The 23,696-nt window shown below is 73.5% G+C and carries 24 protein-coding genes; 9 read left to right on the plus strand and 15 right to left on the minus strand.

The window, feature by feature from the left end:
- Positions 1–101: 101 nt before the first annotated feature.
- Entirely contained in the window at positions 102–410 is a 309-nt protein-coding gene (locus tag ACFVGS_RS13930) for a hypothetical protein (protein WP_384412434.1), read from the minus strand.
- A 116-nt stretch (positions 411–526) separates the two neighbouring features.
- Positions 527–1,840 carry a M14 family metallocarboxypeptidase gene (locus ACFVGS_RS13935; protein ID WP_385692572.1) on the minus strand — a complete coding sequence of 438 codons (1,314 nt, stop codon included), beginning with the start codon at positions 1,838–1,840 and terminating at the stop codon, positions 527–529.
- A 203-nt stretch (positions 1,841–2,043) separates the two neighbouring features.
- Between ACFVGS_RS13935 and ACFVGS_RS13940 the strand changes: the two genes are divergently transcribed.
- The gene (locus ACFVGS_RS13940) at positions 2,044–3,582 is read left to right on the plus strand and encodes a M1 family metallopeptidase (protein ID WP_385692573.1); all 1,539 of its coding nucleotides are present in this window, start codon (positions 2,044–2,046) and stop codon (positions 3,580–3,582) included.
- A 201-nt stretch (positions 3,583–3,783) separates the two neighbouring features.
- Here the strand turns inward: ACFVGS_RS13940 and ACFVGS_RS13945 are convergent, their stop codons facing one another.
- Positions 3,784–4,335 (minus strand): GNAT family N-acetyltransferase, encoded by a 552-nt coding sequence (locus ACFVGS_RS13945; RefSeq protein WP_384412425.1) that lies wholly within the window; start codon positions 4,333–4,335, stop codon positions 3,784–3,786.
- 47 nt (positions 4,336–4,382) lie between these two features.
- Here ACFVGS_RS13945 and ACFVGS_RS13950 point away from each other — a divergent pair, with 47 nt between their 5' ends.
- Complete coding sequence (locus ACFVGS_RS13950) at positions 4,383–4,982, plus strand: TetR/AcrR family transcriptional regulator (RefSeq protein ID WP_384412422.1); 600 nt, start codon at positions 4,383–4,385, stop codon at positions 4,980–4,982.
- 7 nt (positions 4,983–4,989) lie between these two features.
- Here the strand turns inward: ACFVGS_RS13950 and ACFVGS_RS13955 are convergent, their stop codons facing one another.
- Entirely contained in the window at positions 4,990–5,799 is an 810-nt protein-coding gene (locus ACFVGS_RS13955; RefSeq protein ID WP_385692574.1) for a dienelactone hydrolase family protein, read from the minus strand.
- A gap of 209 nt (positions 5,800–6,008) precedes the next feature.
- Here ACFVGS_RS13955 and ACFVGS_RS13960 point away from each other — a divergent pair, with 209 nt between their 5' ends.
- Positions 6,009–7,040 (plus strand): GlxA family transcriptional regulator, encoded by a 1,032-nt coding sequence (locus ACFVGS_RS13960; protein WP_385692575.1) that lies wholly within the window; start codon positions 6,009–6,011, stop codon positions 7,038–7,040.
- Here ACFVGS_RS13960 and ACFVGS_RS13965 read toward each other — a convergent pair.
- Entirely contained in the window at positions 7,037–7,933 is an 897-nt protein-coding gene (locus ACFVGS_RS13965; RefSeq protein WP_385692576.1) for an oxygenase MpaB family protein, read from the minus strand. The genes ACFVGS_RS13960 and ACFVGS_RS13965 overlap by 4 nt on opposite strands.
- A gap of 495 nt (positions 7,934–8,428) precedes the next feature.
- Positions 8,429–8,917: a hypothetical protein gene (locus ACFVGS_RS13970; protein WP_384412411.1), complete on the minus strand. Its 489-nt coding sequence runs from the start codon at positions 8,915–8,917 to the stop codon at positions 8,429–8,431.
- A 207-nt stretch (positions 8,918–9,124) separates the two neighbouring features.
- Here ACFVGS_RS13970 and sph point away from each other — a divergent pair, with 207 nt between their 5' ends.
- Positions 9,125–10,102, plus strand: a complete 978-nt coding sequence (gene sph, locus ACFVGS_RS13975) for a sphingomyelin phosphodiesterase (RefSeq protein WP_385692655.1) — start codon at positions 9,125–9,127, stop codon at positions 10,100–10,102.
- 157 nt (positions 10,103–10,259) lie between these two features.
- Here sph and ACFVGS_RS13980 read toward each other — a convergent pair whose 3' ends face one another.
- Together ACFVGS_RS13980 and ACFVGS_RS13985 are read right to left on the minus strand one after the other, a co-directional pair.
- Positions 10,260–10,727 carry a hypothetical protein gene (locus tag ACFVGS_RS13980; protein ID WP_384412409.1) on the minus strand — a complete coding sequence of 156 codons (468 nt, stop codon included), beginning with the start codon at positions 10,725–10,727 and terminating at the stop codon, positions 10,260–10,262.
- Between the two features lie 172 nt (positions 10,728–10,899).
- Positions 10,900–11,382 carry a macro domain-containing protein gene (locus tag ACFVGS_RS13985; RefSeq protein WP_384412406.1) on the minus strand — a complete coding sequence of 161 codons (483 nt, stop codon included), beginning with the start codon at positions 11,380–11,382 and terminating at the stop codon, positions 10,900–10,902.
- Positions 11,383–11,459: 77 nt separating this feature from the next.
- Between ACFVGS_RS13985 and ACFVGS_RS13990 the strand changes: the two genes are divergently transcribed.
- The gene (locus ACFVGS_RS13990; protein ID WP_384412404.1) at positions 11,460–12,200 is read left to right on the plus strand and encodes a MerR family transcriptional regulator; all 741 of its coding nucleotides are present in this window, start codon (positions 11,460–11,462) and stop codon (positions 12,198–12,200) included.
- Positions 12,201–12,349: 149 nt separating this feature from the next.
- Here the strand turns inward: ACFVGS_RS13990 and ACFVGS_RS13995 are convergent, their stop codons facing one another.
- The 4 genes from ACFVGS_RS13995 to ACFVGS_RS14010 form a co-directional block, all read right to left on the minus strand.
- Positions 12,350–14,524 carry a 3-hydroxyacyl-CoA dehydrogenase NAD-binding domain-containing protein gene (locus ACFVGS_RS13995; protein WP_385692577.1) on the minus strand — a complete coding sequence of 725 codons (2,175 nt, stop codon included), beginning with the start codon at positions 14,522–14,524 and terminating at the stop codon, positions 12,350–12,352.
- A gap of 38 nt (positions 14,525–14,562) precedes the next feature.
- Entirely contained in the window at positions 14,563–15,786 is a 1,224-nt protein-coding gene (locus ACFVGS_RS14000; protein WP_385692578.1) for an acetyl-CoA C-acetyltransferase, read from the minus strand.
- Between the two features lie 106 nt (positions 15,787–15,892).
- On the minus strand, positions 15,893–17,044 hold the full coding sequence (locus tag ACFVGS_RS14005) for an acyl-CoA dehydrogenase family protein (protein ID WP_385692579.1): 1,152 nt from the start codon (positions 17,042–17,044) through the stop codon (positions 15,893–15,895).
- Positions 17,041–18,207 (minus strand): CaiB/BaiF CoA transferase family protein, encoded by a 1,167-nt coding sequence (locus tag ACFVGS_RS14010; protein WP_385692580.1) that lies wholly within the window; start codon positions 18,205–18,207, stop codon positions 17,041–17,043. The genes ACFVGS_RS14005 and ACFVGS_RS14010 overlap by 4 nt, the downstream gene beginning before the upstream one ends.
- A 328-nt stretch (positions 18,208–18,535) precedes the next feature.
- Between ACFVGS_RS14010 and ACFVGS_RS14015 the strand changes: the two genes are divergently transcribed.
- Positions 18,536–19,723: a saccharopine dehydrogenase family protein gene (locus ACFVGS_RS14015; protein ID WP_384412389.1), complete on the plus strand. Its 1,188-nt coding sequence runs from the start codon at positions 18,536–18,538 to the stop codon at positions 19,721–19,723.
- 13 nt (positions 19,724–19,736) lie between these two features.
- Here ACFVGS_RS14015 and ACFVGS_RS14020 read toward each other — a convergent pair whose 3' ends face one another.
- Together ACFVGS_RS14020 and ACFVGS_RS14025 are read right to left on the minus strand one after the other, a co-directional pair.
- Positions 19,737–20,150, minus strand: coding sequence for a VOC family protein (locus ACFVGS_RS14020; protein ID WP_384412387.1), 414 nt, complete (start codon positions 20,148–20,150; stop codon positions 19,737–19,739).
- A gap of 65 nt (positions 20,151–20,215) precedes the next feature.
- Complete coding sequence (locus ACFVGS_RS14025) at positions 20,216–20,917, minus strand: endonuclease V (RefSeq protein ID WP_385692581.1); 702 nt, start codon at positions 20,915–20,917, stop codon at positions 20,216–20,218.
- 53 nt (positions 20,918–20,970) lie between these two features.
- On the opposite strand from ACFVGS_RS14025, the gene ACFVGS_RS14030 reads away from it, so the two are divergent.
- The gene (locus ACFVGS_RS14030) at positions 20,971–21,270 is read left to right on the plus strand and encodes a YciI family protein (RefSeq protein WP_385692582.1); all 300 of its coding nucleotides are present in this window, start codon (positions 20,971–20,973) and stop codon (positions 21,268–21,270) included.
- Positions 21,271–21,321: 51 nt separating this feature from the next.
- Here the strand turns inward: ACFVGS_RS14030 and ACFVGS_RS14035 are convergent, their stop codons facing one another.
- The gene (locus tag ACFVGS_RS14035) at positions 21,322–22,488 is read right to left on the minus strand and encodes a WD40/YVTN/BNR-like repeat-containing protein (protein ID WP_384412379.1); all 1,167 of its coding nucleotides are present in this window, start codon (positions 22,486–22,488) and stop codon (positions 21,322–21,324) included.
- A gap of 83 nt (positions 22,489–22,571) precedes the next feature.
- Here ACFVGS_RS14035 and ACFVGS_RS14040 point away from each other — a divergent pair, with 83 nt between their 5' ends.
- Together ACFVGS_RS14040 and ACFVGS_RS14045 are read left to right on the plus strand one after the other, a co-directional pair.
- A complete protein-coding gene (locus tag ACFVGS_RS14040; protein WP_384412376.1) occupies positions 22,572–23,036 on the plus strand; it encodes a (4Fe-4S)-binding protein in 465 nt (154 codons plus the stop codon).
- A 138-nt stretch (positions 23,037–23,174) separates the two neighbouring features.
- On the plus strand, positions 23,175–23,591 hold the full coding sequence (locus ACFVGS_RS14045) for an SsgA family sporulation/cell division regulator (RefSeq protein ID WP_384412373.1): 417 nt from the start codon (positions 23,175–23,177) through the stop codon (positions 23,589–23,591).
- Positions 23,592–23,696: the final 105 nt, after the last annotated feature.

Consider the following 23,696-nt stretch of genomic DNA (forward strand, 5'->3'; position numbering starts at 1 on the left):
CACCCGCAACATCACCCCGGGGCCGTACGGCTCCGGGGCGGGCGTCGCGTTCACACGAGGTGCGGCCGCGTCGGCTCACGGCCGACGCGTCTCTTTCCCGTCTAGCGCGGGAACGGCTTGGGCGCGGTGTCGTCCGCGTCCTCGCAGGCCTTGGCCTTCTGCTCCAGGGCCGCGGCCTGGGCGCGGGCCTTGCGGGCGGCGGCCTTCTCGCCGAGGCGGTCGAGCTTCGCGGCCTTGGCGCGCAGGTCGGCGGCGTCCTGGCGCAGCTCGGCGGGCTTGCAGGTGACCGTCCGGCCGGCTGCCTGGGCGGCCGGCGCGGTCGCGGTCTGGCCGAGCAGCAGGCCCCCGGCCAGCAGCGTCGTGGCGGCCAGGGCCGACAGGGTGCGGCGCAGCGGCGTCGCGTTCGTCATGGTTCACTCCAACTTCCGGGCCGGATGGGCCCGTTCAGGTATGGTCAATACCGGTTGGTAACCCTAACCCGGAATGATCATCACCTTGGCCGTCACCGACGGCGCTCACCAGCTCCTCAACACCTCTCCACAGGCTCTCCGCGAGTGAGTCCGTACGCGGCGCGCGGGTCGAGCAGCAGCGGCACCAGGGCGCGCTGCGACTGTCGCAGCGGGACGAGGGCGCCACCGCCGTCCGCGGCACGTACGACGACCCCGTGCAGGTCCAGCTCGTCGCCCATCTGAGCGTACTGAGCCTCCGTCAGACGGTAGGCGCACGGCGGGTCCTGGAGGATCTCGGCGGGTTCGGCCGGGTCGTTGTCGGCGCCGCCGAGGAGGACAGGACCGCGGTCGGCGAAGCCGGTCACGCGGGCGTGCGCGGTGGCGGCCGTCAGCCGGCCCCGGTGTTCGTCGAGGTAGGCGAACGCGCCTTTGAGGGCGGCCCGTTGGGTGGCGACGCGGCGGCGGTGGCTGAGGGCGGGGTCGTCCTCCTCGGCCCGGCCGAGGGCGTCCTCGCGGGTCTCCACGAGGAGGCCGACGGCGTGCTTGACGCCCGCGGTGTTGCGCAGGATGCGCTCCTGGCCGTCCCCGGCGACCTGCTTGACCGGCTTGCCGGTGAAGGGGTCGGTCCAGATGCCGTAGATGCCGGTGCTGAAGCCCGCGAGTGCCGCGGCCGGGCGCACGTACGCCTCGGAGAGGGTGTGGGACTCCTCGTGGACCGCCGGGTCGGTGTTGAGGTTGCGCGGCCAGAGGGCGAGCAGCTCCTTGTCGTAGTAGGGCGGGGTGGCGCCGTACTCGTGGAGGTCGTAGACGAGTTCGGGGCGCCGGTCGCGGATCACGGCGGCGAGCGCCCGCGCCTCGGCGGTGCGCAGGGCGAGGTGGTCGCGGTTGATGTCGACCCCGTCGCTGTTGCCCCGGGTGTTCGCCGCGCGGCCGTCGGGGTTGGCCGTGGGCACCACGAGCAGGGTGGTGCGGGCGAGGAGGCGCCGGGTCTCCTGGCCGCGGTCGTACGCGAGGTCGCGCAGGGTGCTCAGGCAGGCCTCCCGGCCCGAGGGTTCGTCGCCGTGCTGGGTGCAGATGAGGAGCACGGTCGTCGGGCCGGTGCCGAGGGTGGCGAGCCGCAGCGGCCGGCCCTGCGCGGTGCTGCCGATGGTGCGGACGGACAGGCGGGCGCTCGCCCGGTCGACGGCGGCGAGGAAGGCCGCCTCCTCGTCCTCGCCGGTCCACCGGGCGCCGCCGCTCTCCTCGAAGCCGGTGCGCGGCGCGGGCGGCGGGAGAGCGCTGCCGGCCGCCTCGGTGGGCGCGGCGAGCAGCGGCAGACCGAGGGCGGCGACGCCCGCCGTGACCAGGAGCGCGCGCCGGGGGGTGCGGAGGGTGCGGGTCGTCATCGGCATGGGGCGGAACGTACCCCGGTCGACTCCCGTGCAAAAGAGTGCCGTCCCGGACAAGCGGTACGGGCGGTTCATGTCGGCCGAATGGCGATCATGTGACAGGCGGTGCTCTGGACGTGACGGGCCGTCGGGGGCCTGAATAGTGTCGAACTAAGGACCGACGACCACCCGTGCGTCTTACGTTTCTTATGACTTGGGGAGCACCTGTGCACCGCAGAATCATCGTCCCGAGCGCCCTCGCGGCCTCCCTGCTGCTGGCGATCCCGGCATCGGCGGCTGACTTCCAGGTGGGGGCGCCGGGCATCGGCGACTCCTACTACCCCGCCAGCGGCAACGGCGGTTACGACGTCTCCCACTACGACCTGCGGCTGAAGTACCAGCCCGCGACGGACCTCCTGGAGGGCACGGCGACGATCCTCGCCACCACCAGGCAGAACCTCTCCCGCTTCAACCTCGACCTGGGTCTCAAGGTCAGCGAGGTACGGGTGAACGGCCGCGTCGCGAGGTTCGCCGCGTCCGGCGACCACGAGCTTGAGGTCACCCCGGCCGTCCCGCTCGAGAAGAACAAGCCGGTCACGGTCGTCGTGCGTTACGCGGGCAAGCCGTCGGAGCTGAAGATCGGCGGCTGGACCGCCTGGCACCGCACTCCCGACGGCGGCGTGGCGGCGCAGGAGCCGGATTCGGCCGTCTGGTGGTTCCCCTCCAACGACCACCCGCTGGACAAGGCCACCTTCGACGTGTCCGTCTCGGTGCCGGACGGCACGCAGGCGATCAGCAACGGCGTCCTGCAGTCGCAGTCCTCCCGGCTGGGCTGGACGCGCTACAACTGGCGCTCCAACAAGCCGCAGGCGACGTATCTCGCCACGCTCGCGGTGGGCAAGTTCGACATCACCACGGACAAGACCGCGAACGGCCTGCCGGTCCTCAACGCCTACAGCAAGGACCTCGGGGACAACGCGGGCTCGGCGCGCGCCTCGATCGAGCGGACCACCGAGGTCGCGGAGTGGCTGGAGTCGGTCTTCGGCCCGTACCCCTTCAACTCCCTCGGCGGCTACGTCCCGAACGTGACCAGCGGCTACGCCCTGGAGACGCAGACCCGGCCGTTCTACAGCCCGCGGCAGTTCGCCAACGGCGCGAACGTCTCGGTCGTGGTGCACGAGCTGGCCCACCAGTGGTACGGCGACAGCGTGTCGGTCGCCGACTGGAAGGACATCTGGGTCAACGAGGGCTTCGCCCGCTACAGCCAGTGGCTGTGGTCGGAGAAGGAGGGCGATGGCACGGCCCAGGAGCTCGCCGACTACGTGTACCAGACGCGGGCGGCGGACGACCCGTTCTGGACGGTGAAGCCGGGCGACCCGGGCGCCGACGACCAGTTCCACATCGCCGTGTACGACCGGGGCGCGCTGGCGCTGCAGGCGCTGCGCAACGAGATCGGTGACGAGGACTTCTTCGCGATCCTCAAGGGCTGGCCGCAGGAGCACGCGTACGGCAACGCCCACGTGTCCGACTTCGTGAAGTACGCGGAGCGGGTCTCGGGCAAGCCGCTCGCCGGGCTCTTCGACACCTGGCTCTACCAGCCGGTGAAGCCCTCGGCGCCGACGGCGGCGGAGGCCGGCCTCGCGGCGGCTCCGGCGGCGCCCTCCACCCGTAAGGCGCCGGGCGCGAAGGCCGTGAAGCCGGTGCAGCCGAAGTCGTGGAAGAAGATCGCGGAGACGAACACGATCCACGAGCACGACGCGCACTGACGCGTGCCCGGCGCGCGGTGGCGCGCACGGACCGGCGCCTTCGTCCCGCGGTCGGGCGGGACGGAGGCGCCTTCCGTCATGCTGCGTGCGGGGCGGAGGCGCCTCCCGTCGGAAGAGAGGCGGGGCGGTTCGGGTGGCCGCGCCGCGGCCTCGTCGCTCAGGTGCGGCGGGCTCGCCGCTCAGGTGCGGCCGGCTCGCCCCTCAGGTGCGGCGGGCTCGCCACTCCCGGGCGAGGATGCCCCACAGCTGCTTGTCGTGGCGGGCGCCGCCGTAGGGCCAGGACTCGCGCCGGGTGCCCTCCAGCGTCATGCCGAGGCGCTCGGCCACCGCGGAGCTGCGGGCGTTGTCGGCCCGGCAGTGCCACTCGGCGCGGTGCAGGCCGCGCTCGACGAGGGCCCAGTCGAGCAGGACGGCGCAGGCCTGGGTGACCAGACCGTGGCCCTCGCCCGCGGGTTCGAGCCAGCAGCCCAGCTCGCAGCTGCCGCCGGCGGCGTCGAAGGCCGTGAACATCACGCCGCCGATCAGGGTGCCGTCGAGCCAGATCCCGTAGAGACGGCCGCCGTCGGCCGCCCGGCGCTCGCCGTACCGGACGAGGGTGCCCCGGGCGCCTTCGACGTCGTCGGTGACGAAGGCCTGCCCGACCCACGGCCTGATGTGCTCGCGCGCCCGGTCCAGGTGGTCGGCGAACTCCTCGGCGTGCCAGGCCTCCAGCGGGCGGAGCTCGGCGTTGTCCCGCAAAGGGAGGGCGAACATGAGGACCCCATTCACACAACAAGCGTTATGACCATTACCGTAGCAGCATGGCACGAACCAAGGGCGACCACGAGGCCCGGCGCCGCGAGGTCTCCGAGGCCGTCTGGCGGGTGCTCGCCGCCCAGGGCTTCGGCGGGCTCACGCTGCGCGCCGTCGCCGCCGAGCTGGGTGCCACCACCGGTCTGCTGACCCACTACTTTCCGGCCAAACGCGACCTGGTCCGGCACGCCCTCGACCTGCTCGACGAGCGCACCACCTCCCGCCCCCGCCGCGCCGGAGGGCCGGGTCTCGCCGCCGTACGGGCCGCGCTCCTGGACATCCTGCCGCTGACGCCCGAGGCCACCGCGAGCAACCGGATCTGGGTCTCGTCCTGGGACACCGCGCTCGCGGACCCGCGGCTGAGCGAGGACCACGCCGCCCGGTACGCCCGCGGCCGGGCCCGGCTCGCCGAGCTGATCGCGACGGCGCAGGAGCGGGGCGAACTCCCTCCGGGCGATCCCGGCCGCCTGGCGGCCGGCGCGCAGTCCTTCGCCCTCGGACTGGTGGTCCAGGCGCTGCTCAGCCCACCGGACTTCCCACCCGAGCGTCAGACCGAGCTCGTCGACGACTACCTGGCCGCGCTGACGGCCCTGCGCGCCGGGGCCTGATGCCCCGTCAGGCGGTTTGCGGGCGCAGGCGTTCGGCGAGGAAGGCGAGGATCTCGTCGCGGGCCCGGACCGTGGGGTGGCCCGCCTCGTCGACGAGATGGGCGGTGACGACGCTGTGCGGCGTGCCGACCAGGCCGGCGAAGAAGGGCGGCGGGGCCGGATTGGCGGCGGCGTCCGGGAGGACGCGCCCGTCGAAGGAGTCGCCGAGCAGCGCGCGGTAGGCCGCGAACCGCTGCCCCGTGCACCAGCGGTCGCCCTCGAAGCGGTAGGCGAGCACGGTGAGCCCGTCACGGGCGAGCCGGTCGCGTACGGCGCGCGCGTCGGCGGCGTCGAGTTCGAGCCCGCCCGGGTCGTCGAGCGGCAGCGACGGGTGGTTGACCACCGGGGCGATCACCGCCGGCTCCAGGGCCATGGTGAGGGCGAAGTTGCCGGTGAAGCACAGGCCGATCGCCCCCACTCCGGGTCCGCCGCACGCTGCGTGGGCCTGACGCGCCAGGCCGCGCAGCCACACCGTCACGGGACTGGTGCCGCCTCCGGCGAAGGCGCGGAACTCGGCGCTGACACAGGCGCGGCGGACGACCTCCCGGCCGCCCTCGACCGTGGGGAAGGCGCCGTCCGTCCCGAACAGGGACGGCACGTGGACGGTGAAGCCCGCGTCCCGCACCCAGCGCGCGAGCCGCAGGACGTCGGGGCTGATGCCGGGCATCTCGGGCAGCAGCACGACCGCGGGCCCGGCCCCGGCCACGTACACCGTCTTCTCCACCCCGTCCACGGTCATGCTCCGGCGGGTGAAGTCGCTGATCGGATCGTCGGTCATGGGGACAGCGTGCCCGCGGAGCGGCGGTCGGGTGAGGGGCTGGATCGCCGAGCCCGGGGGTAATCTCGCCACGCGACGACGGGACGGGCCGTACGGGCCGGGGCCGCGGTACGCGGGGTATGCAGGTACGCGGGCGGGTACGGCGTACGGGCCGGTGCCGCAGGTACGCGGGTACGCGGTGGGCGACACAGGTGCGGAGGTGCGGGCACGTGGTGGAGGGGCTGCGGCGGGCCGAGCCGGACGAAGGCGAGGGGCGTGGCTCCGGGCCGGGTGCGCTGCGGGTCGGCGTCCTCGCCTACCCGGGCTGCTTCGCCTCCGAGGTCTTCGGGGTCCCCGACCTGTTGACCATGGCCGCGCACGTCGCCGGTCCGGACGCGCCCGGCTATCGGGTCTCGGTCGTCTCGCCCCGCCGCCGGGTCACCGCCTCGGGCGGCACGAGCCTGGACGTGCGTCCGCCGCGCGAGGTCGACGTCCTCGTCGTGCCCGGTTTCGAACTGGCTCCGGGCACGGACCTCGACGCGCGCCTCGCCCGGCTCCGCCCGGAGACCGCGGAGATCCGCGCGCGGGCCGCCGCCGGCACCGCCGTCGTGTCCCTCTGCGTCGGCGCGTTCCTGCTCGCCGAGGCGGGACTGCTCGACCGGCGCCGGGCCACCACGTCCTGGCTGTACGCCGACGAGCTGGCCAGGCGCTGCCCGGGCGCCGACGTCCGGCCCGAGCATCTGGTGGTCACCGACACCGGGGTGACGACCACCGCCGCCTTCACCGCCATGTACGACTTCGCACTGGACCTGATCCGCCGGCACAGCGGCGCCCGGGTGGCCAGGTCCACCGCACGGGTGGCGCTCGTCGACGACGCCCGGAGCTCCCAGACCCCGTACGTCGACCCGCGGCTGCTCCCCCAGCCGGGCGGCGACTTCTCCCAGCGGGTCATGCGGCGGCTCGACCAGAACCTCGCCGAGCGGTACGACCTCGCCGCGCTGGCGGACGCCTTCCGGGTCAGCACCCGCACGCTGCTGCGCCGCTTCGCCGAGGAGACCGGGCGCAGCCCGCTGGCGCATCTGCAGGACTCCCGGGTCCGCCGCGCCCGTCACCTCCTGGAGACCACCGACCGCACCGTCGCCTCCGTCGCCGCGTCCGTCGGCTACCGCGACCCGGGCACCTTCGCCGCCCTCTTCGCCCGTCACACGGGCCACCGCCCGAGCGCGTACCGGGCGGCCTTCCGCCGTACGGACCGGCCTTAGGCCCGCCGCTGCGGTTCCCCGCGGCGGGCGTTCGCTCGGGCCTCGCGGGCCAGCGGGAGGTAGCGCAGGCGTTCCGGGAGCACGGGCACGACGGTCCGTACGACGCGGGCGAGGCGGCGCAGCCGGCGTTCCTGGTCCGGGGACCATTCCAGGCCGATGGCCGCGCGGGCCTCCGGGGGCATGAGCCCGACGGTGAGGAAGGCCCGTGTGCGCAGGAAGGGGCCGCGGAGCAGCGGCCACAGGGCGGCGAGGGCGAGCCGTACGGGCAGCGGGCCGCGGTCGGGGGCGGGTACGGGTGCGTCGGTGGCGATCAGTTCGCGGACGACGGCGGTGGCCTCCAGTTCCTCGTCGAGGACCCGGCGGTAGTACGGCCAGAACTCCTCGATCGACTGCGGCATGTCGCGGTCGTGGATGCCGAGCACGCGGCCGACCTGGAGCCACTCCGCGTAGAGCTGCCGTTCCTGCGCCTCGGTGAGAGGGCGGGCGAGGTAGCTCAGGCCGTGGCGGTACACGGGGTAGCCGGTGGCGTGCACCCAGGCGTAGTAGGAGGGGTCGAGGGCGTGGTAGCGGCGGCCGCGGGCGTCGGTGCCCTGGATCTCCTTGTGCAGCGCGCGCAGCCTGCGCCCCTCCTCGGCGGCCCGCTCCCCGCCGTAGATCCACAGCTGGAGAGAGCGCAGCGAGCGCTCGCCGCGGCCCCACGGGTCCGTACGGAAGACGGAGTGGTCGTCGACGCCGGCGCCGACGGCGGGGTGGGCGACCTGCATGGTGAGGGCCGCGGGCAGAATGAGGAGGGCGCGGACGTCCCCGGCGACGGTCCACAGCACGCCGCCGACGGGCGGCGGCACGGGCTCGGGGCGGGCGGCCCGCGAACGCGCCGGGCTTTCCGGGCGCACGGAGGCTCCGGCACGCCCGGGTGCCGCGACACTCGCGGCGGACGCAAGCCCGGCGGAGGCCGCGGAGGCGGCGGACACGGATTCCCCGCCGTGGGCCGGCTCGGGGCACGGAACGGGCGGAGCCGCCGGTGAGCGGTGTGGCGCCGGTGAGCGGTGTGGCGCCGGTGTGCGGCGTTCCGCCAGTGAGCGGTGGGACTCCGGTCCGGCGGGCGCGTGCGACGCCGCCGGCCCGTGCGGCATCGCCGGTCCGGCGGGTGGGTGCGGTGCCGCGGGTCCGTGTGCTGCGTGCGGTGCGTGGTCGTCGTGGTCCGTCAACGCGGTGTCCCTCTCGTTCTCCCAGGCTGCCCCGGTCCCGCGCGCCGGGCAAGGCGCCCGGCCGGCACGGCGTCCGGTCCGCGGCGCGCCCGGTGTGGATACGACGCGGGGCCGCGGCCCGGGCGTCTGGGACGGCCCGGGGCGCGGCCCCTGCGGTGGTGCGTGGTGGTGCGAGGTGCGTCAGGCGCGCTCGGCGCCGACCGGCTCACCGACGATGCGGCCGGCCAGGGAGCGGGCCCAGGCGTCGACGTCACCGGCGAGCTCGCGCTCGGCGGCCTCGCGCTCGACGGCGATCTGCTCGTGACCGGAGGCGAGGATGCGCTCGCGCTCGGCGATGCCCTCGGCGCGGGCCGCGGCGATCGCCTGGGAGCCCTCCTCGGTGGCCTGGGCGCGGATGCGCGCGGCGTCGTGACGGGCCTCGGCGAGCTCGGCCTCGTACTGCTCGCGGATGGCGCTGGCCTCGGCACGCAGGTCGTCGGCGCGCTCGGTGCCGCCTTCGATGGCGTCCTCACGCTCGGTGAGCGTGCGCTTGATCTTCGGCAGGATCCCCTTGGCCAGGATCAGGAAGGTCAGGCCGAAGAGGACGGCGCCGAGGATGAGCTCGGCCCAGACGGGGTTGAGCGGTCCCAGGTCGGTGGGGAAGATCTGCGAGTTCTGCGCGAGGGTCATGCGCGCATCCTACCTGGTCGCAAAACTCTCAATTCCGGCAGATATCGGGGATGCGCCGGAGAGTTGGTGTGTTCGTGCGAGCCCCGCAAGATTCACGGCACCCAAAGGCTACCGGAAGGTAACCACGACTGATTTGATGTGCGGCGCCCGGTCCAACCCCCCACCCTCATTTGGGAGTTCATCGTGCGTTCCACCGCGCTCCGCCGCATGTCCGGCGCCGCACTCTCGGCCGCGCTCGCCGCCACCACCCTGGCGCTCGCCGCCCCCTCCGCCTCGGCCGCCGACACCACGGCCACCGCCGCGACGCCGAACCTGAAGGTGCTGACGTACAACGTCTTCCTCTTCTCCAAGACGCTGTACCCGAACTGGGGCCAGGACCACCGGGCCGCCACGATCCCCACGACCTCCTTCTTCCAGGGCAACGACGTGGTCGTGCTCCAGGAGGCCTTCGACAACTCCTCCTCCGATGCCCTCAAGGCCAGGGCGGCCGCCCAGTACCCGTACCAGACCCCGGTCCTGGGCCGCTCCAAGACGGGCTGGGACGCCACCGGCGGCGCCTACTCCGCCACGACGCCGGAGGACGGCGGCGTGACGGTCCTCAGCAAGTGGCCGATCGTCCGCAAGGAGCAGTACGTCTACAAGGACGCCTGCGGCGCCGACTGGTACTCGAACAAGGGCTTCGTCTACACGGTCCTCGACGTCAACGGCACCAAGGTGCACGTGGTCGGCACCCACGCCCAGTCCACCGACCCGGGCTGCTCGGCGGGCGAGGCGGCGCAGATGCGCAGCCGGCAGTTCAAGAACATCGACGCCTTCCTCGACGCCAAGAACATCCCGGCGAACGAGCAGGTGATCGTCGCGGGCGACATGAACGTGGACTCGCGGACGCCGGAGTACGCCACCATGCTGGCCGACGCCGGCCTGGCCGGCGCGGACGCCCGCACCGGTCACCCGTACTCCTTCGACACGGCGCTCAACTCGATCGCGCACGACCGCTACCCGAACGACCCGCGCGAGGACCTCGACTACGTCCTGTTCCGCGCCGGGAACGCGCGCCCGACGGGCTGGACGAACAACGTGATCCCGGAGCAGACCGCGCCGTGGACCGTGTCCAGCTGGGGCACGACGTACACGTACACGAACCTGAGCGACCACTACCCCGTGACGGGCTACTCCGCGGGCTGACCCCGCCGGACGCCGGACGGCGTACAGCGGACGGCGCCGCGGGCTCGTGCGAAGTCCACGGCGCCGCCACGCACGGCCGGGCGGGGCGCGCCCAGGCACGCGCGGACACGTGGGCGGCGCCCAGGGGCCGTCGACCCCTGGACAGCCGGACCGGCCGCTAGTACGCGCCGCCGAAGACGCTGTACGCCCAGAGGGCGACGACGCCTCCGACGCACAGCAGGATCACCCACGAGCCGACGCCGGTGTGGCGCCCCTTGCGCGGACGGGCCGGCCCGCCCTTCGCCGGCTTCGGCTTCCTCGCCGGACGGGACGCCCCGGCCGCCGACGGCGCGGCGTCGGCCGCGGTCTCCGCGAGGAGCCGGCGGCAGACCGCGGCCAGCTCTGCGGTGCCGGACGTCAGGTCCACCACGGCCTCGAGCCGGGCGGGAGCGGTCGTCCCGCCGTCGAGGATCCGGCCGGCCCGGACACGCGCCTGGTCCTTGCCCCCGGTCGGCGACAGGCTGATCCAGCGCCGCACGTGCTCGCCCCGGATCACCACACCGCCGTCGCGCTCGCGGTACACGGTGTGCTCCCGCCACAGGAGTCGGGCCAACTCGGTGGCCGTCTCCCTGAGTTGCGCCTGCATGCGCCTCCCCCTGCCTTACGCCGCTGATCGAACAGGCGCATGACTCTAGCGTCCGCCACGCGCCCCTTTCTCCCGGGGTCGGCCCCTGTCCCGCCGGACACGCACGCGGGCCCGTCCGGCGGAACAGGGGCCGGGTTCGCCAGGCACCCCCAGGCCCGGAGGCCGGGCGTCCCTAGCCCCCGAAGTCGTACACCGTGACCGGTATCCCCCGCGCCGTCAGCCGCCCGGCTATCAGCGGCTCGACCCGCGACCACTTCCCGCCCGCGAGCCCGCAGCCGATCCGGGGCATGTGCACGGAGGCCCCGAGCTCCGCCGCCCGGTCGGCGAGCAGCCCGAGGGCCGCGTCGATCGCCTCGTACCGCACGGGCACTCCGCTGCTGCGCCCCGTCCGGATCCCCCGCTGCCCCACCAGGTTGGCCACCCACACGTACGGCTCGACCTGGACGAACTGGGCCGCGCCGAGGCCGAAGTCGTTCCGCGCGCGCTCGCGGTGCCAGCGGCGGAAGGCCGCCTCGGGCTCGGGCCAGCGTCGCGAGACGGCAAGCACGAAGCCCTTGCCCCAGCCGCCCAGGTCGTTGCAGACATGGGCGATGATCTTGACGCCTTTCCCCCGCGGCGCGGTGGCGTCCCCCTGCACGTACTCGATCCCGGTCATGGCGCCACCGTACGAGCCGCCACTGACAACGCTCCACGCCTTTTACAGAGCTGGTGAGACAGCAATACTGTTGAACCATGGAGCACGCGAGCGACGAGCAGGCGGCCACACCGACCTACACGGTGGACGAGCTGGCCGCCCGGGCCGGGGTGACCGTGCGGACGGTGCGGTTCTACGGGACGCGGGGGCTGCTGCCGCCGCCCGTCATCGGGCCGCGCCGGGTCGGGCACTACGGGCCGGCGCATCTGTCTCGGCTCGCGCTGATCGAGGAGCTGCAGCGGCAGGGCATGACGCTCGCCGCGATCGAGCGCTATCTGGAGCAGCTGCCGGCCGATCTGAGCGCCCAGGACCTGGCGATCCACCGGGCCCTGGTGGCCTCGTGGGCGCCGGAGTCCGCCGAGGTGATCACCCGGCCGGAGCTGGAGCGCCGGGCCGGGCGTCCGCTCGCGGACCGGGACGTGGACCGGCTGGCGGCGATGGGCGTGCTGGACAAGGGGCCGGACCCGGACGTGTTCCGGCTCGACGGCTCCCTGCTGCGGCTCGGTGTCGAGCTGCTCGACGTGCCCATCGAGCACGAGACGATCCTCGCCTCCCGGACCGTGCTCCTGGAGCACGCCCGCAGTGCGGCGCAGGAGCTGGCCCGGCTGTTCCAGGAGCAGGTGTGGAACCCGTACCGGGAGAGCGGCGCGGACCCGGACCACCTGACAGCAATGAAGTCGCTCTCCGCGCACATGCAGCCGATGGTGGTCCAGGCCCTCGTCACGGCCTTCCAGCGGTCGCTCAGCGAGGAGCTGAGGACCGCCTTCAGGAGTCGCTGACGGCCGGCCGCTGACGCCGGTCGCTGACGGCCGAGGCGTCCGGTCCGCGGACCCGTCGGCCCAGGGCGCCGGCCCAGGGCTCCGACCCAAGCCGGCGGCCCAGGGCGCCGGCCTGGGGCGCGCCCCAGGCCGTCAGCCCAGCCGCCCGCTCAGGCGTCCGTGAAGACCTCGCCCCGCTCCGCCTTCTCCACCAGGAGGGCCGGCGGGTTGAACCGCTCGCCGTACGTCGCCGCCAGTTCGCGCGCCCGCTCCACGAAGCCGGCGACGCCGCCCTCGTAACCGTTGATGTACTGGAGCACGCCGCCCGTCCACGCAGGGAAGCCGATGCCCAGGATGGAGCCGATGTTGGCGTCCGCGACCGAGGTCAGGACGCCCTCCTCCAGGAGGCGGACGGTGTCGAGCGCCTCCGCGAACAGCATCCGCTCCTGCATGTCGCGGAACGGGATCTCGACCTCGGGCTTGGTGAAGTGCTCGCGCAGGCCCGGCCACAGCCTGCCGCGCTTCCCGTCCTCGCCGTACTCGTAGAAGCCGGCGCCGCCGCTGCGGCCGGGGCGGCCGAACTCGTCGACCATGCGGTCGATGACGATCTCGCCGGGGTGCGCGATCCAGGTGCCGCCGGCCTCCTCGACGGCCTTCCGCGTCTCGTTGCGAATCTTGCGGGGCAGGGTGAGGGTCAGCTCGTCCATGAGGGAGAGGACCTTCGCCGGGTAGCCGGCCTGGGCGGCGGCCTGCTCGACGGAGGCGGGCTCGGCGCCCTCGCCGACCATGGCGACGCCCTCGTTGATGAAGTGGCCGATCACCCGGGAGGTGAAGAAGCCGCGCGAGTCGTTGACGACGATCGGCGTCTTGTCGATCTGGCGGACCAGGTCGAAGGCGCGGGCCAGGGCCTCGTCGCCGGTGCGCTCGCCCTTGATGATCTCGACGAGCGGCATCTTGTCGACGGGCGAGAAGAAGTGCAGGCCGATGAAGTCGGCCTGCCGCTCCACGCCCTCGGCGAGGACGGTGATGGGCAGGGTGGAGGTGTTGGAGCAGAGCAGCGCGTCGGGCTCGACGACGTGCTGGATCTCCTGGAAGACCTTGTGCTTGAGCGACGTGTCCTCGAAGACCGCCTCGATGACCGCGTCGCAGCCCGCCAGGTCCGCCACGTCGGCGGTCGGCGTGATCAGGGCGAGCAGGGCGTCCGCCTTCTCCTGCGTGGTGCGGCCGCGCGACACCGCCTTGGCGCACAGCTTCTCCGAGTACGCCTTGCCCTTGGCCGCCGCCTCGGCGGAGACGTCCTTGAGGACCACCTCGATGCCGGCGCGGGCGCAGGAGTACGCGATGCCGGCGCCCATCATGCCCGCGCCGAGCACGGCGACCCTGCGGACCTTGCGGGGCTCGACGCCCTGGGGGCGGTTGGCGCCGGAGTTGACGGCCTGGAGGTCGAAGAAGAACGCCTGGATCATGTTCTTCGCGGTCTGGCCGACGACCAGCTCGGTGAAGTAGCGGCTCTCGATGGTGAGCGCGGTCTCGAAGTCGACCTGGGAGCCCTCGACGGCCGCGGCCATGATGTTGCGCGGGGCCGGGTAGGGCGCGCCGTTCAGCTGCTTGCGCAGGTTGGCGGGGAAGGCCGGCAGGTTGGCGGCGAACTTGGGGTTCGACGGGGTGCCGCCGGGGATCTTGTGGCCGGGCACGTCCCAGGGCTGGCGGGACTCGGGGTGGGCGTCGATGAAGGCGCGGGCCTTGGCGAGCATCTCCTCCCGCGTCGCGGCCAGCTCGTGCACGAGGCCGTTGTCCAGGGCGCGCCGCGGGTTGTACTGGGTGCCCTGGAGCAGCACCTTGAGCAGGGCGTCGGTGATGCCCATGAGGCGTACGGTGCGGGTGACGCCGCCACCGCCGGGGAGCAGGCCCAGGGTGACCTCGGGCAGGCCGATCTTGGAGCCGGGCGCGTCGAGGGCGATGCGGTGGTGGGAGGCGAGGGCGATCTCGTAACCGCCGCCGAGCGCGGCGCCGTTGATCGCGGCGACGACGGGCTTGCCGAGGGTCTCGATGCGGCGCAGCGCCTTCTTCATCTCCATGGCGCCGTCGAAGATGTCCTGGGCGTGCTCGGGGCCCGCCTGGATCATGTCCTTGAGGTCGCCGCCGGCGAAGAAGGTCTTCTTCGCCGAGGTGTAGATGATGCCGCGGATGGAGTCCTTCTCGGCCTCCGCGCGGTCGGCGATCGCGACGATCGAGGCCCGGAAGGCCTGGTTCATGGTGTTGGCGGACTGGTTCGGGTCGTCCAGGACGAGGGTGACGACGCCGGTCTCGTCCTGCTCCCAGCGGATGGTGGTGCTCTCGCTCATGCTGATGCTTCTCCGTAAGAAGGGTTCGGACCGGGCGGTCAGAAGCGCTCGACGCGCTCGACGATCGTGGCGATGCCCATGCCGCCGCCGACACAGAGGGTCGCGAGGCCGTAGCGCTTGTCCTGGCGCTCCAGCTCATCGACGAGGGTGCCGAGGATCATCGCGCCGGTGGCGCCGAGCGGGTGGCCGAGCGCGATGGCGCCGCCGTTGACGTTGACCTTGTCGAGGGAGACGCCCATGTCCTTGACGAAGCGCAGGACCACGGCGGCGAAGGCCTCGTTGATCTCGATCAGGTCGATGTCGTCGATGGTGAGTCCGGCCTTGGCGAGCGCCTTGCGGGTCGCGGGGGCCGGTCCGGTGAGCATGATGGTGGGCTCGGAGCCGGAGACGGCGGCGGCGACGATCCGGGCGCGGGGCGTCAGGCCGTGGCGCTCGCCGACCTCCCGGGAGCCGATGGCGACGAGGGAGGCGCCGTCGACGATGCCGGAGGAGTTGCCGGCGTGGTGGACGTGGTCGATCTCCTCGATCCAGTGGTACTTCTGCAGCGCGACCGCGTCGAAGCCGCCGAGTTCGCCGATGTCGGCGAAGGAGGGCTTGAGCCGGGCGAGCGAGTCGGCGGTGGTGCCGGGGCGCATGTGCTCGTCGTGGTCGAGGACGGTGAGTCCGGCGCGGTCCCTGACGGGGACGACGGAGCGGTCGAAGCGGCCGTCCTTCCAGGCCGCGGCGGCGCGCTCCTGGGAGAGGGCGGCGTACTCGTCGACGTCGCGGCGCGAGAAGCCCTCGATGGTGGCGATGAGGTCGGCGCCGATGCCCTGGGGGGCGAAGTTGGTGGCGATGTTGGTCATCGGGTCGGCGAACCAGGCGCCGCCGTCGGAGGCCATCGGCACCCGGGACATGGACTCGACGCCGCCGGCGAGGACCAGGTCCTCCCAGCCGGAGCGGACCTTGGCGGCGGCCAGGTTGACGGCTTCGAGGCCGGAGGCACAGAAGCGGTTCTCCTGGACGCCGGCGACGGTGTCGGGCAGGCCGGCGGCGATGGCGGCGATACGGGCGATGTCGGAGCCCTGGTCGCCGACGGGGCCGACGACGCCGAGGACGATGTCGTCGATGGCGGCCGGGTCGAGTCCGGGGAAGCGGGCGCGGATCTCGTGGATGAGGCCGACGACGAGGTCGATCGGCTTGGTGCCGTGCAGGGCGCCGTTGGCCTTGCCGCGGCCGCGCGGGGTGCGGATCGCGTCGTAGACGTACGCTTCGGTGGTCACGGTGGTGCCTTTCGGGCGAGTCTCGGAGGGTCGGGCTGGGGACTGCGGGTGGGGCGAGGGACTGCGGGTCGGGCCGGGGACTGCGGGTCGGGCGAGGAACTGCGGGTCAGGCGAGCAGGGAACGGCCGATGATCTCCTTCATGATCTCGGTCGTCCCGCCGTAGATGGTCTGGATGCGGCCGTCGGTGAAGGCCCTGGCGACCGGGAATTCGCTCATGTAGCCGTATCCGCCGTGCAGTTGCAGGCAGCGGTCGGCGACCCGCTTCTGCAGCTCGGTGGACCACCACTTGGCCATGGAGGCGTGCACGGCGTCGAGCCCGCCGCCGTCGGGGTCCGTGTGCTCCTCGACGCAGCGGTCGAGGAAGGTACGGGTGACGGCGCATTCGGTGGCCATCTCGGCGATCTCGAAGCGGACGTGCTGGAGCCTGGCCAGCGGGCGGCCGAAGGCCTCGCGCTCCTTGACGTAGGCGGTGGTGAGCTCCAGGAGGTGCTCGGCGCCCGCGATGGCGGCGACCGCGATGGCGAGCCGTTCCTGGGCGAGGTTGGTCATCAGGTGGACGAAGGCCCCGTTGAGATCGCCGAGCAGGTTCTCCTTGGGGACGCGGACGTCGTGGAAGAAGAGCTCGGCGGTGTCCTGCGACTTCTGGCCGATCTTGTCGAGGTTGCGGCCGCGCTCGAAGCCGGCCATGCCGCGTTCGACGACGAGCAGGGAGAGCCCGTGGGCGCCGCCCTCCGGGGTGGTCCGGGCGACGACGATCACCAGGTCGGCGAGGATCCCGTTGGAGATGAAGGTCTTGGAGCCGTTGAGGATCCAGTGGTCGCCGTGGTCCTCGGCGGTGGTGCGGATGGCCTGGAGGTCGGAGCCGGCGCCGGGCTCGGTCATCGCGATGGCGGTGACGATCTCGCCGCTGCAGAAGCCGGGCAGCCAGCGGCGCTTCTGTTCCTCGGTGGCGAGCGAGGTGAGGTAGGGGCCGATGATGTCGTTGTGCAGGCCGATGGCCAGGCCGGGCGCGCCGGCCCGGGTGAATTCCTCGGCGAGGACGGCGCTGTAGCGGAAGTCGGGGTTTCCGCCGCCGCCGTACTCCTCGTCGACGGCGAGGCCCAGCAGGCCCTGCCGGCCTGCGGCCCGCCAGACCTCGCGGGAGACGATGCCGTCCTTCTCCCACTGCGCGTAGTGGGGCAGCACCTCCTTGGCGAGGAAGGTGCGGACGGTCTCGCGGAAGGCCTCGTGATCGGCGGTGTAGAGCCGGCGCTTCATGCCTGCTGCTCCTTGGCGGCTGGGTCGGATACGGGGGTTACGAGTGCCGGTACGGCCCAGTCTCGAGCAACCTCGGCGGTGTCGCCGCCCGGCAGCGCGGGCCCGGTGCGGACCGCGCCGGGTGTGGCGGAGAACCGCGGGGCGGGCGCGGGCTGGACGAGCCCTTCGTGCTCGACGAAGGTGCCGCGGGCGGCGAGGTGCGGGTGGCCGGGGGCTTCGCGCAGCGACAGGACGGGGGCCACGCAGGCGTCGGTGCCCGCGAAGACCTCGGTCCATTCCTGTCTCGTACGGGTGCGGAAGCGCTCGGCGACGGCCTCGCGCAGCGCGGGCCAGCGGGCGAGGTCGCGGCGGGCCGGGGCGCTCTCCTCGATGCCGAGGAGCCGGACGAACTCGTCGTAGAACTGCTGTTCCAGCGCGCCGACGGCCATGTAGCCGCCGTCGGAGGTCTCGTAGGTCCCGTAGAAGGGGCAGCCGCCGTCGAGCAGGTTGACTCCGCGCCGGTCCTGCCAGCCGCCGGCGGCGAGCATGCCGTGGATCATGGTGGCGAGGTGGGCGGCGCCGTCGACGATGGCGGCGTCGACGACCTGGCCCTCGCCGTGCGCGCGGGCGTGCTGGAGGGCAGCGAGGACGCCGATGACGAGGTAGAGGGAGCCGCCCGCGTAGTCGCCGACGAGGTTGGCGGGGACGGTGGGCGGGCCGTCCGGGTCGGGGCCGATCATGCCGAGGGTGCCGGTGAGGGCGAGGTAGGCGATGTCGTGTCCGGCGGTGGGGGCGAGCGGTCCGTCCTGGCCCCAGCCGGTCATCCGGCCGTAGACGAGCCGCGGGTTGCGGGCGAGGCAGGCCTCGGGGCCGACGCCGAGGCGTTCGGCGACGCCGGGGCGGTAGCCCTCGACGAGGATGTCGGCGCGTTCGACCAGGTCGAGCACGGTGTCCGGGCCGCCGTCGGCCTTGAGGTCGACGAGGACGGAGCGCTTGTTGCGGTTGGTGAGGTCGTACGCGGGGTCGACACCGAGGCCCGGGCCGCCGGGCCGGTCGACGCGCACGACGTCGGCGCCGAGGTCGGCGAGCAGCATCGCGGCGAAGGGGCCGGGGCCGATGCCGGCGAGTTCGACCACGCGGACACCGGAGAGCGGGCCGCCTTGGGACGGGCGCGGAGTCGTCATCGAGTCCCCAGGGTGAGCGGAGTGGGTGACAGCGGAGTACCGGACGGTGGGAGCACCACGAGTGTGACAGTGATGATGTAACACCGGAGATGCTAGGAACGTGTTCCACTCCGCACAAGCCCCCAGGGGGTGTCTCGTCGATCGGTCCGGCCGAGGCAGTGCCGGGCGCGCGAGCCCGGCGTGACCGGCGTGACCGGCGGGGACGGCGACCGGGACCGGGCGAGCGCCGGAAAGCTCCCGGCGGCGGGGCCCGCGCTGTCGTCCGCTAGAGTCCGCCGACGACATGCGCGCCGGGGGTGGCGCGGCGACACCGGAGGGGCTGGGCTGGATGGAGACTGGGGCGGCCGTGCGGCCGTACGACGTGGTCCTCTTCGGAGCGACCGGATTCGTGGGCGAACTCACCGCCGAGTACCTGGCCGAGCACGCCCCGGAGGACTGCCGCTGGGCCCTCGCCGGCCGCAGCCTCGGCAAGCTCGGCGCCCTGCGTGACCGGCTCGCCGCGCGGTGGCCGCGGTGCGCCGGACTTCCGCTGCTCGTCGCCGACTCGACCGACCCGGAGTCGCTGCGCGAACTCGCCGGCGCCGCCCGGGTGGTGGCCAGCACCGTCGGCCCTTACGTCTGGTACGGGGAGGAGCTGGTCGCCGCGTGCGCGGAGGCCGGAACCGACTATCTGGACCTGACCGGCGAGGCGGAGTTCGTCGACAGGATGTACGTGCGGTACGACGCCCGCGCCCGGGAGACCGGCGCCCGGCTCGTGCACGCCTGCGGCTTCGACTCGGTCCCGCACGACCTGGGCGTGTACTACACGGTGCAGCAGCTTCCGGAAGGGGTCCCGCTGCGGATCGACGGCTTCGTGCGGGCCGGTGCGATCTTCTCCGGCGGCACCTTCGCCTCGGCGCTCACCGCGTTCGGGCGCGGCCGGGAGATCCTGCGGGCCGCGCACGAACGGCGGCTGCACGAGCCGCGGCTGGTGACCCGGCGGGCCCGGGCGCCGCTCGGCGGGCCGCGGTTCAGCCGCGAGACCGGCACCTGGGCGCTGCCGCTGCCGACTCTCGACCCGCAGGTGGTGGCGCGCTCGGCGCGGGCCCTCGAGCGTTACGGACCGGACTTCCGCTACCGCCACTACGCCTCGGTGAAGACCCTGCCGATGGCGCTCGGCGGTTCCGCGGTGGTGGGCGCGGGCGCGCTCGCGGCCCAACTGCCCTGGGTGCGGAAGTGGCTGATGGGCCGTTACGAACCGGGGCAGGGGCCGAGCGCGGAGCGGCGGGCGCGCAGCTGGTTCTCGGTCCGCTTCGTGGGGGAGGGCGGCGGACGGCGCGTCTTCACCGAGGTGTCGGGCGGTGATCCCGGCTACGACGAGACGGCGAAGATGCTCGCCGAGTCGGCGCTGTGCCTCGCGTTCGACGACCTGCCGAAGACCTCCGGGCAGGTCACCACGGCGGTCGCGATGGGCGGCGCGCTGGTGGAGCGGCTGGTGGCGGCCGGGCTGCGCTTCCGGGTGGCGCACTCGGGCTGAGCGGCCGCGGTGCTCAGTGCCGTACGAGACAGAAGGGGTGGCCGGCCGGGTCGGCGTAGATCCGCCAGGCCCGGTCGCCGCCCTCGGTGTCGAGGCGCCAGGCGCCGAGCGCGACGACCGCCTCGTGGGCCTCGTCGAGGTCCGCGACCCGCACGTCGATGTGGAACTGCTGCTCGGGCGAGCCCCATACCGGCGGGCGGTGGTCGGCCACTCCCTGGAAGGCGAGCACGGGAGCGCCGCCGGCGCCGTGCAGCGTGGCCCAGGCGTCGCCGACCGCCCACTGCGGGTCGGGGCGGTTGATCTCGCCGCCGAGCAACCGCTGGTAGAACTTCGCGAGTTCCATGACGTCGGGGCAGTCGAGGACCACGCACTGCAGGGTGCCGATGGGGGCGGCGGGGGTGGGGCGAGCGGAACGGGGGGATGTCATGCCCACACTCTGCCGCCCGAGTGTCACGGGGCGATATCCGTACGGGTACTCACTCGTCCCAGGCATCACTCGGGCCTCGTGCTCAGCGCCTCCCGGAGGGCTCGGCGGCACAGGGAGTCGGCATGGCGGGTGGTCTCGGGAAGCCGGTAGCGCGGGCTCAGGTGCAGCGTGTGCGCGCAGGCCCGGTCCAGTGAGACGCGGTGCCCGACCGAGACGAAGACCGGCTTGACGCCGGCGCGGGTGCGCAGCGCGCGGCCGACGGTCTCGCCGTCGGCGAGGAGGTCGCCGAACTCGCCGCGGTCGGGGCCTGGTTGGTCGTAGGAGAAGGTGAACGGGTTCTTGGCGACGCCGATGGACGGAAGTCCCGTGAGCACCCCGAGATGACTCGCGAGCCCGAACCGGCGGGGGTGCGCGAGCCCGTAGCCGTCGCAGACGAGGAGCCCGGGCCCGGCGGTGAGCCGCCCGAGCGCGGCAAGCACGGTCGGCACCTCGCGGAACGCCAGCAGCCCCGGCACGTAGGGAAACGACACCCGCCCCACGGCGGTCGCCTCCTCCACCACCTCCAGACTCCGCCCGTCGAGCACGACGGCCGCCGCCGCGACGAGATCCCGCTCGTCGTCATAGGCGACGTCGACCCCGGTCACGTTCCCCTCCCCGACCGCGGGCCCCTCCTCCCCCACCACGAGCCGCCCCCGCAACTCCTCCTGCACGGCCAACGCCGCCACCTCGTCGCCGGGCCAGCCCTCGGGAACCTCGATGATCGTCATGGTGGGGCACCCTACGACGAACCCGGCGGCGGCCTCTCGGTAGCCTGGCGGGCATGTTCGTACTCGAGTTGAGTTACACCGCTCCGATGGAGCGGGTCGACGCGTTGCTCGGTGCTCATGTCGCGTGGCTGGACGCGCGGTACGCCGAAGGGGTGTTTCTGGCGTCCGGGCGGAAGGAGCCGCGGGACGGTGGGGTGATTCTGGCCGGTGGGGTCGGTCGCGCGGAGATCGAGGAGATCGTGGCGACCGACCCGTTCAGCGTCGAGGGCGTGTGCGCGTACCGGATCGTCGAGTTCCACGCCACGAAGACCGTGGACGGACTCGCCCCGTTCCGGGACGAGTTGCCCGTCTAGGGCCTGCCCGGCCCTCGTCCGCCGGGCAGGCCCTGGGCCGCTTCTTCCGGATCAGGGCCGGTGGAGGAGGGCACGTGCGATGCGGCCCTTCTCGCCCGAGGCCCAGCACGCGCCGTCCGCGGTGCAGTCGACCGTGTCGTACGAGCCGGTGTCGACGGTGCGCCAGGTGCGGCCGCCGTCGGTGGTGAGGTCCGTGCCGGTGGGGCCGACCGCGAGCGCGGCCGACTTGGCGTGCGGGAGCCAGGCGACGCCCGAGCGGTAGGCGGGCGGCGGAGTGGCGGACGCGGTCCACGCGCGGCCCGCGTCGCCCGTGACGGCGGCCGCCCGCGGCGAGGGCTGGTCCCTGCGGTAGTCGCCGCCGACCGCGATGCCGTGCCGGCGGTCGCGGAAGGCGAGCCCGAACACGCCCTTGGCCCCCTCGCCCGCCGGGATGGTGGTCTCGGTGGCGGTCCAGGTCAGCCCCCGGTCCGCCGAGTGCAGCACCCGCCCGGTGGCCCCGCCGCCGGTGGCGAGCCACACGTCCTTCGGCCCTGACGACACCAGGCACTGCCCGCTCGCCGCGAAGCCGGCCTCGCCGGGCAGCGCGTCCGGCATGCCGTCGTCCGGCAGGACCTCCCAGGTCCGGCCGCCGTCGCGGGTCGACAGGATGCGGTACCTGCCGTCCACCGGGTCGCTCATCGCGAGCCCGTGCCGCCGGTCGAAGAAGGTCATGCAGTCGTAGAAGGCGCGCGGGTCGGTGTTGCGGAAGGACTCCGTCCAGGTCTCGCCGCCGTCCTCGGTGCGGTAGACCCGTGAGGCCTCGCCCTCGCCGATCGCGAGGACCACCGCGCGCCGGGCGTCGAAGGCCTCCACGTCCCGGAACTCCAGCTCCCCGGCGCCGGCCGGCGAGACGTTTCGCCAGCTCTTCCCGCCGTCGGTGGTGCGCAGCACCGTCCCCTTCGACCCGGCGGCCCAGGCCACCGACCGGCTGACCGCCGCCAGCCCGCGGAACCGGGCGTCGGTGCCGGTCTCGGTGAGCCGCCACTCGCCGGGCACGCGCTCCCCCGCCGCGGCCGGCGCCGCCGTCAGGGCCGTCGCCAGCGCCGCCCCGGCGAGTCCCGCGGCGAGTCCCGCCGCCCACAGCCGGCCCGGCCTCCGCGTCCCCGCCTGTCGCGCCTGTCGCGCCTGTCGCGTCCTGCTCGTCTCTCGCGTCTCGCTCGTCTTCCCCATGGACGTCATGCCGCCGGAAGCTAGCCCACCCCGAAGATCCCGTCCAGAGTGCCGGAGTGCGCACCGCCCGCCGCCTTCCTAGGCTGGGTCGCATGACGGACCGCACCACCGACCCCGTCCCGGACGAGGCGCCGAAGCTCAAGGAGTACGACGGCGAGGGGATCACCGTCACCTTCGAGCCGCGTCGCTGTCTGCACGCGGCCGAGTGCGTCCACGGTCTGCCGAGCGTGTTCGACGTGTCGAAGCGCCCGTGGGTGCAGCCCGACGAGGCGGCCCCGGACCTGGTCGCCGAGGTGGTCCGCCGCTGCCCCTCGGGTGCGCTGCGCTACCACCTGGCGGACGACGCCGCCGAGCCGCCGGACTCCCCCACCACCGTCCGCCGCATGCCGGACGGGCGTCTGGTGATGCGCGGCGACCTGCTGGTCCGCTCCGGCCGGGGCGAACGGCACGAGACCCGGGCGGTGCTGTGCGGCTGCGGGGCCTCCGGCAACCAGCCGTACTGCGACCACTCGGGACCCTGCGCGGGCGGCGACTTCGACCGCGCGGAGGAGCGGTGACGCGGAGCGACGACGCGATGCGGTGACGCAGCTCACGTACCCCCGCAGTGCACGTCGGCGCCTCCTCGTTCGTCTCTCCTGGTGTCGGGGAGACGCAGGAGAACGTGGCCCGTAGCCGCGCGACAGGAGGCTGGCCCCATGTCCACCGTCATCGAGCAGGCCGTGCAGGCCCGTCTGGTCGCGTCCGCGCCCCGGGCCGAGTCCGTCGCCGCCACGCTGCGGTACGACCGCGAGGACCCGTACGCGGTGAGCATGGCCTTCCCGCCGCCCGCGACCCTGGAGGGCGTCGAGGTGTCGTGGGCCTTCGCGCGCGAGCTGCTCGCGCAGGGCGTGGACGGACCGGCGGGCGTCGGGGACGTGCGCGTGCGCCCGTACGGATACGACCGCACGGTGGTCGAGTTCCACGCTCCCGAGGGCGTGGCCATGGTGCACATCCGCACGTCGGAGCTGCGGAGCTTCCTGGAGCGCTCGCAGCACCTGGTGCCGAGCGGGCGCGAGCACCAGTACCTGGACTGGGACCAGGATCTGGCGCAGCTCCTGGAGGAGCACCCGTAATTCGGTTGCCGTCGCCCGTCCCCCGGTCGTAACGTCGTCGACGGTCCTGTTGTCGCCAGATCGGAGAAGGCCGTTGCTCGTGTGAGGTCCGAGACACCGTGCCGC

It is taken from the genome of Streptomyces sp. NPDC127114, from assembly GCF_042677525.1.
In the GTDB taxonomy this organism is placed as follows: domain Bacteria; phylum Actinomycetota; class Actinomycetes; order Streptomycetales; family Streptomycetaceae; genus Streptomyces.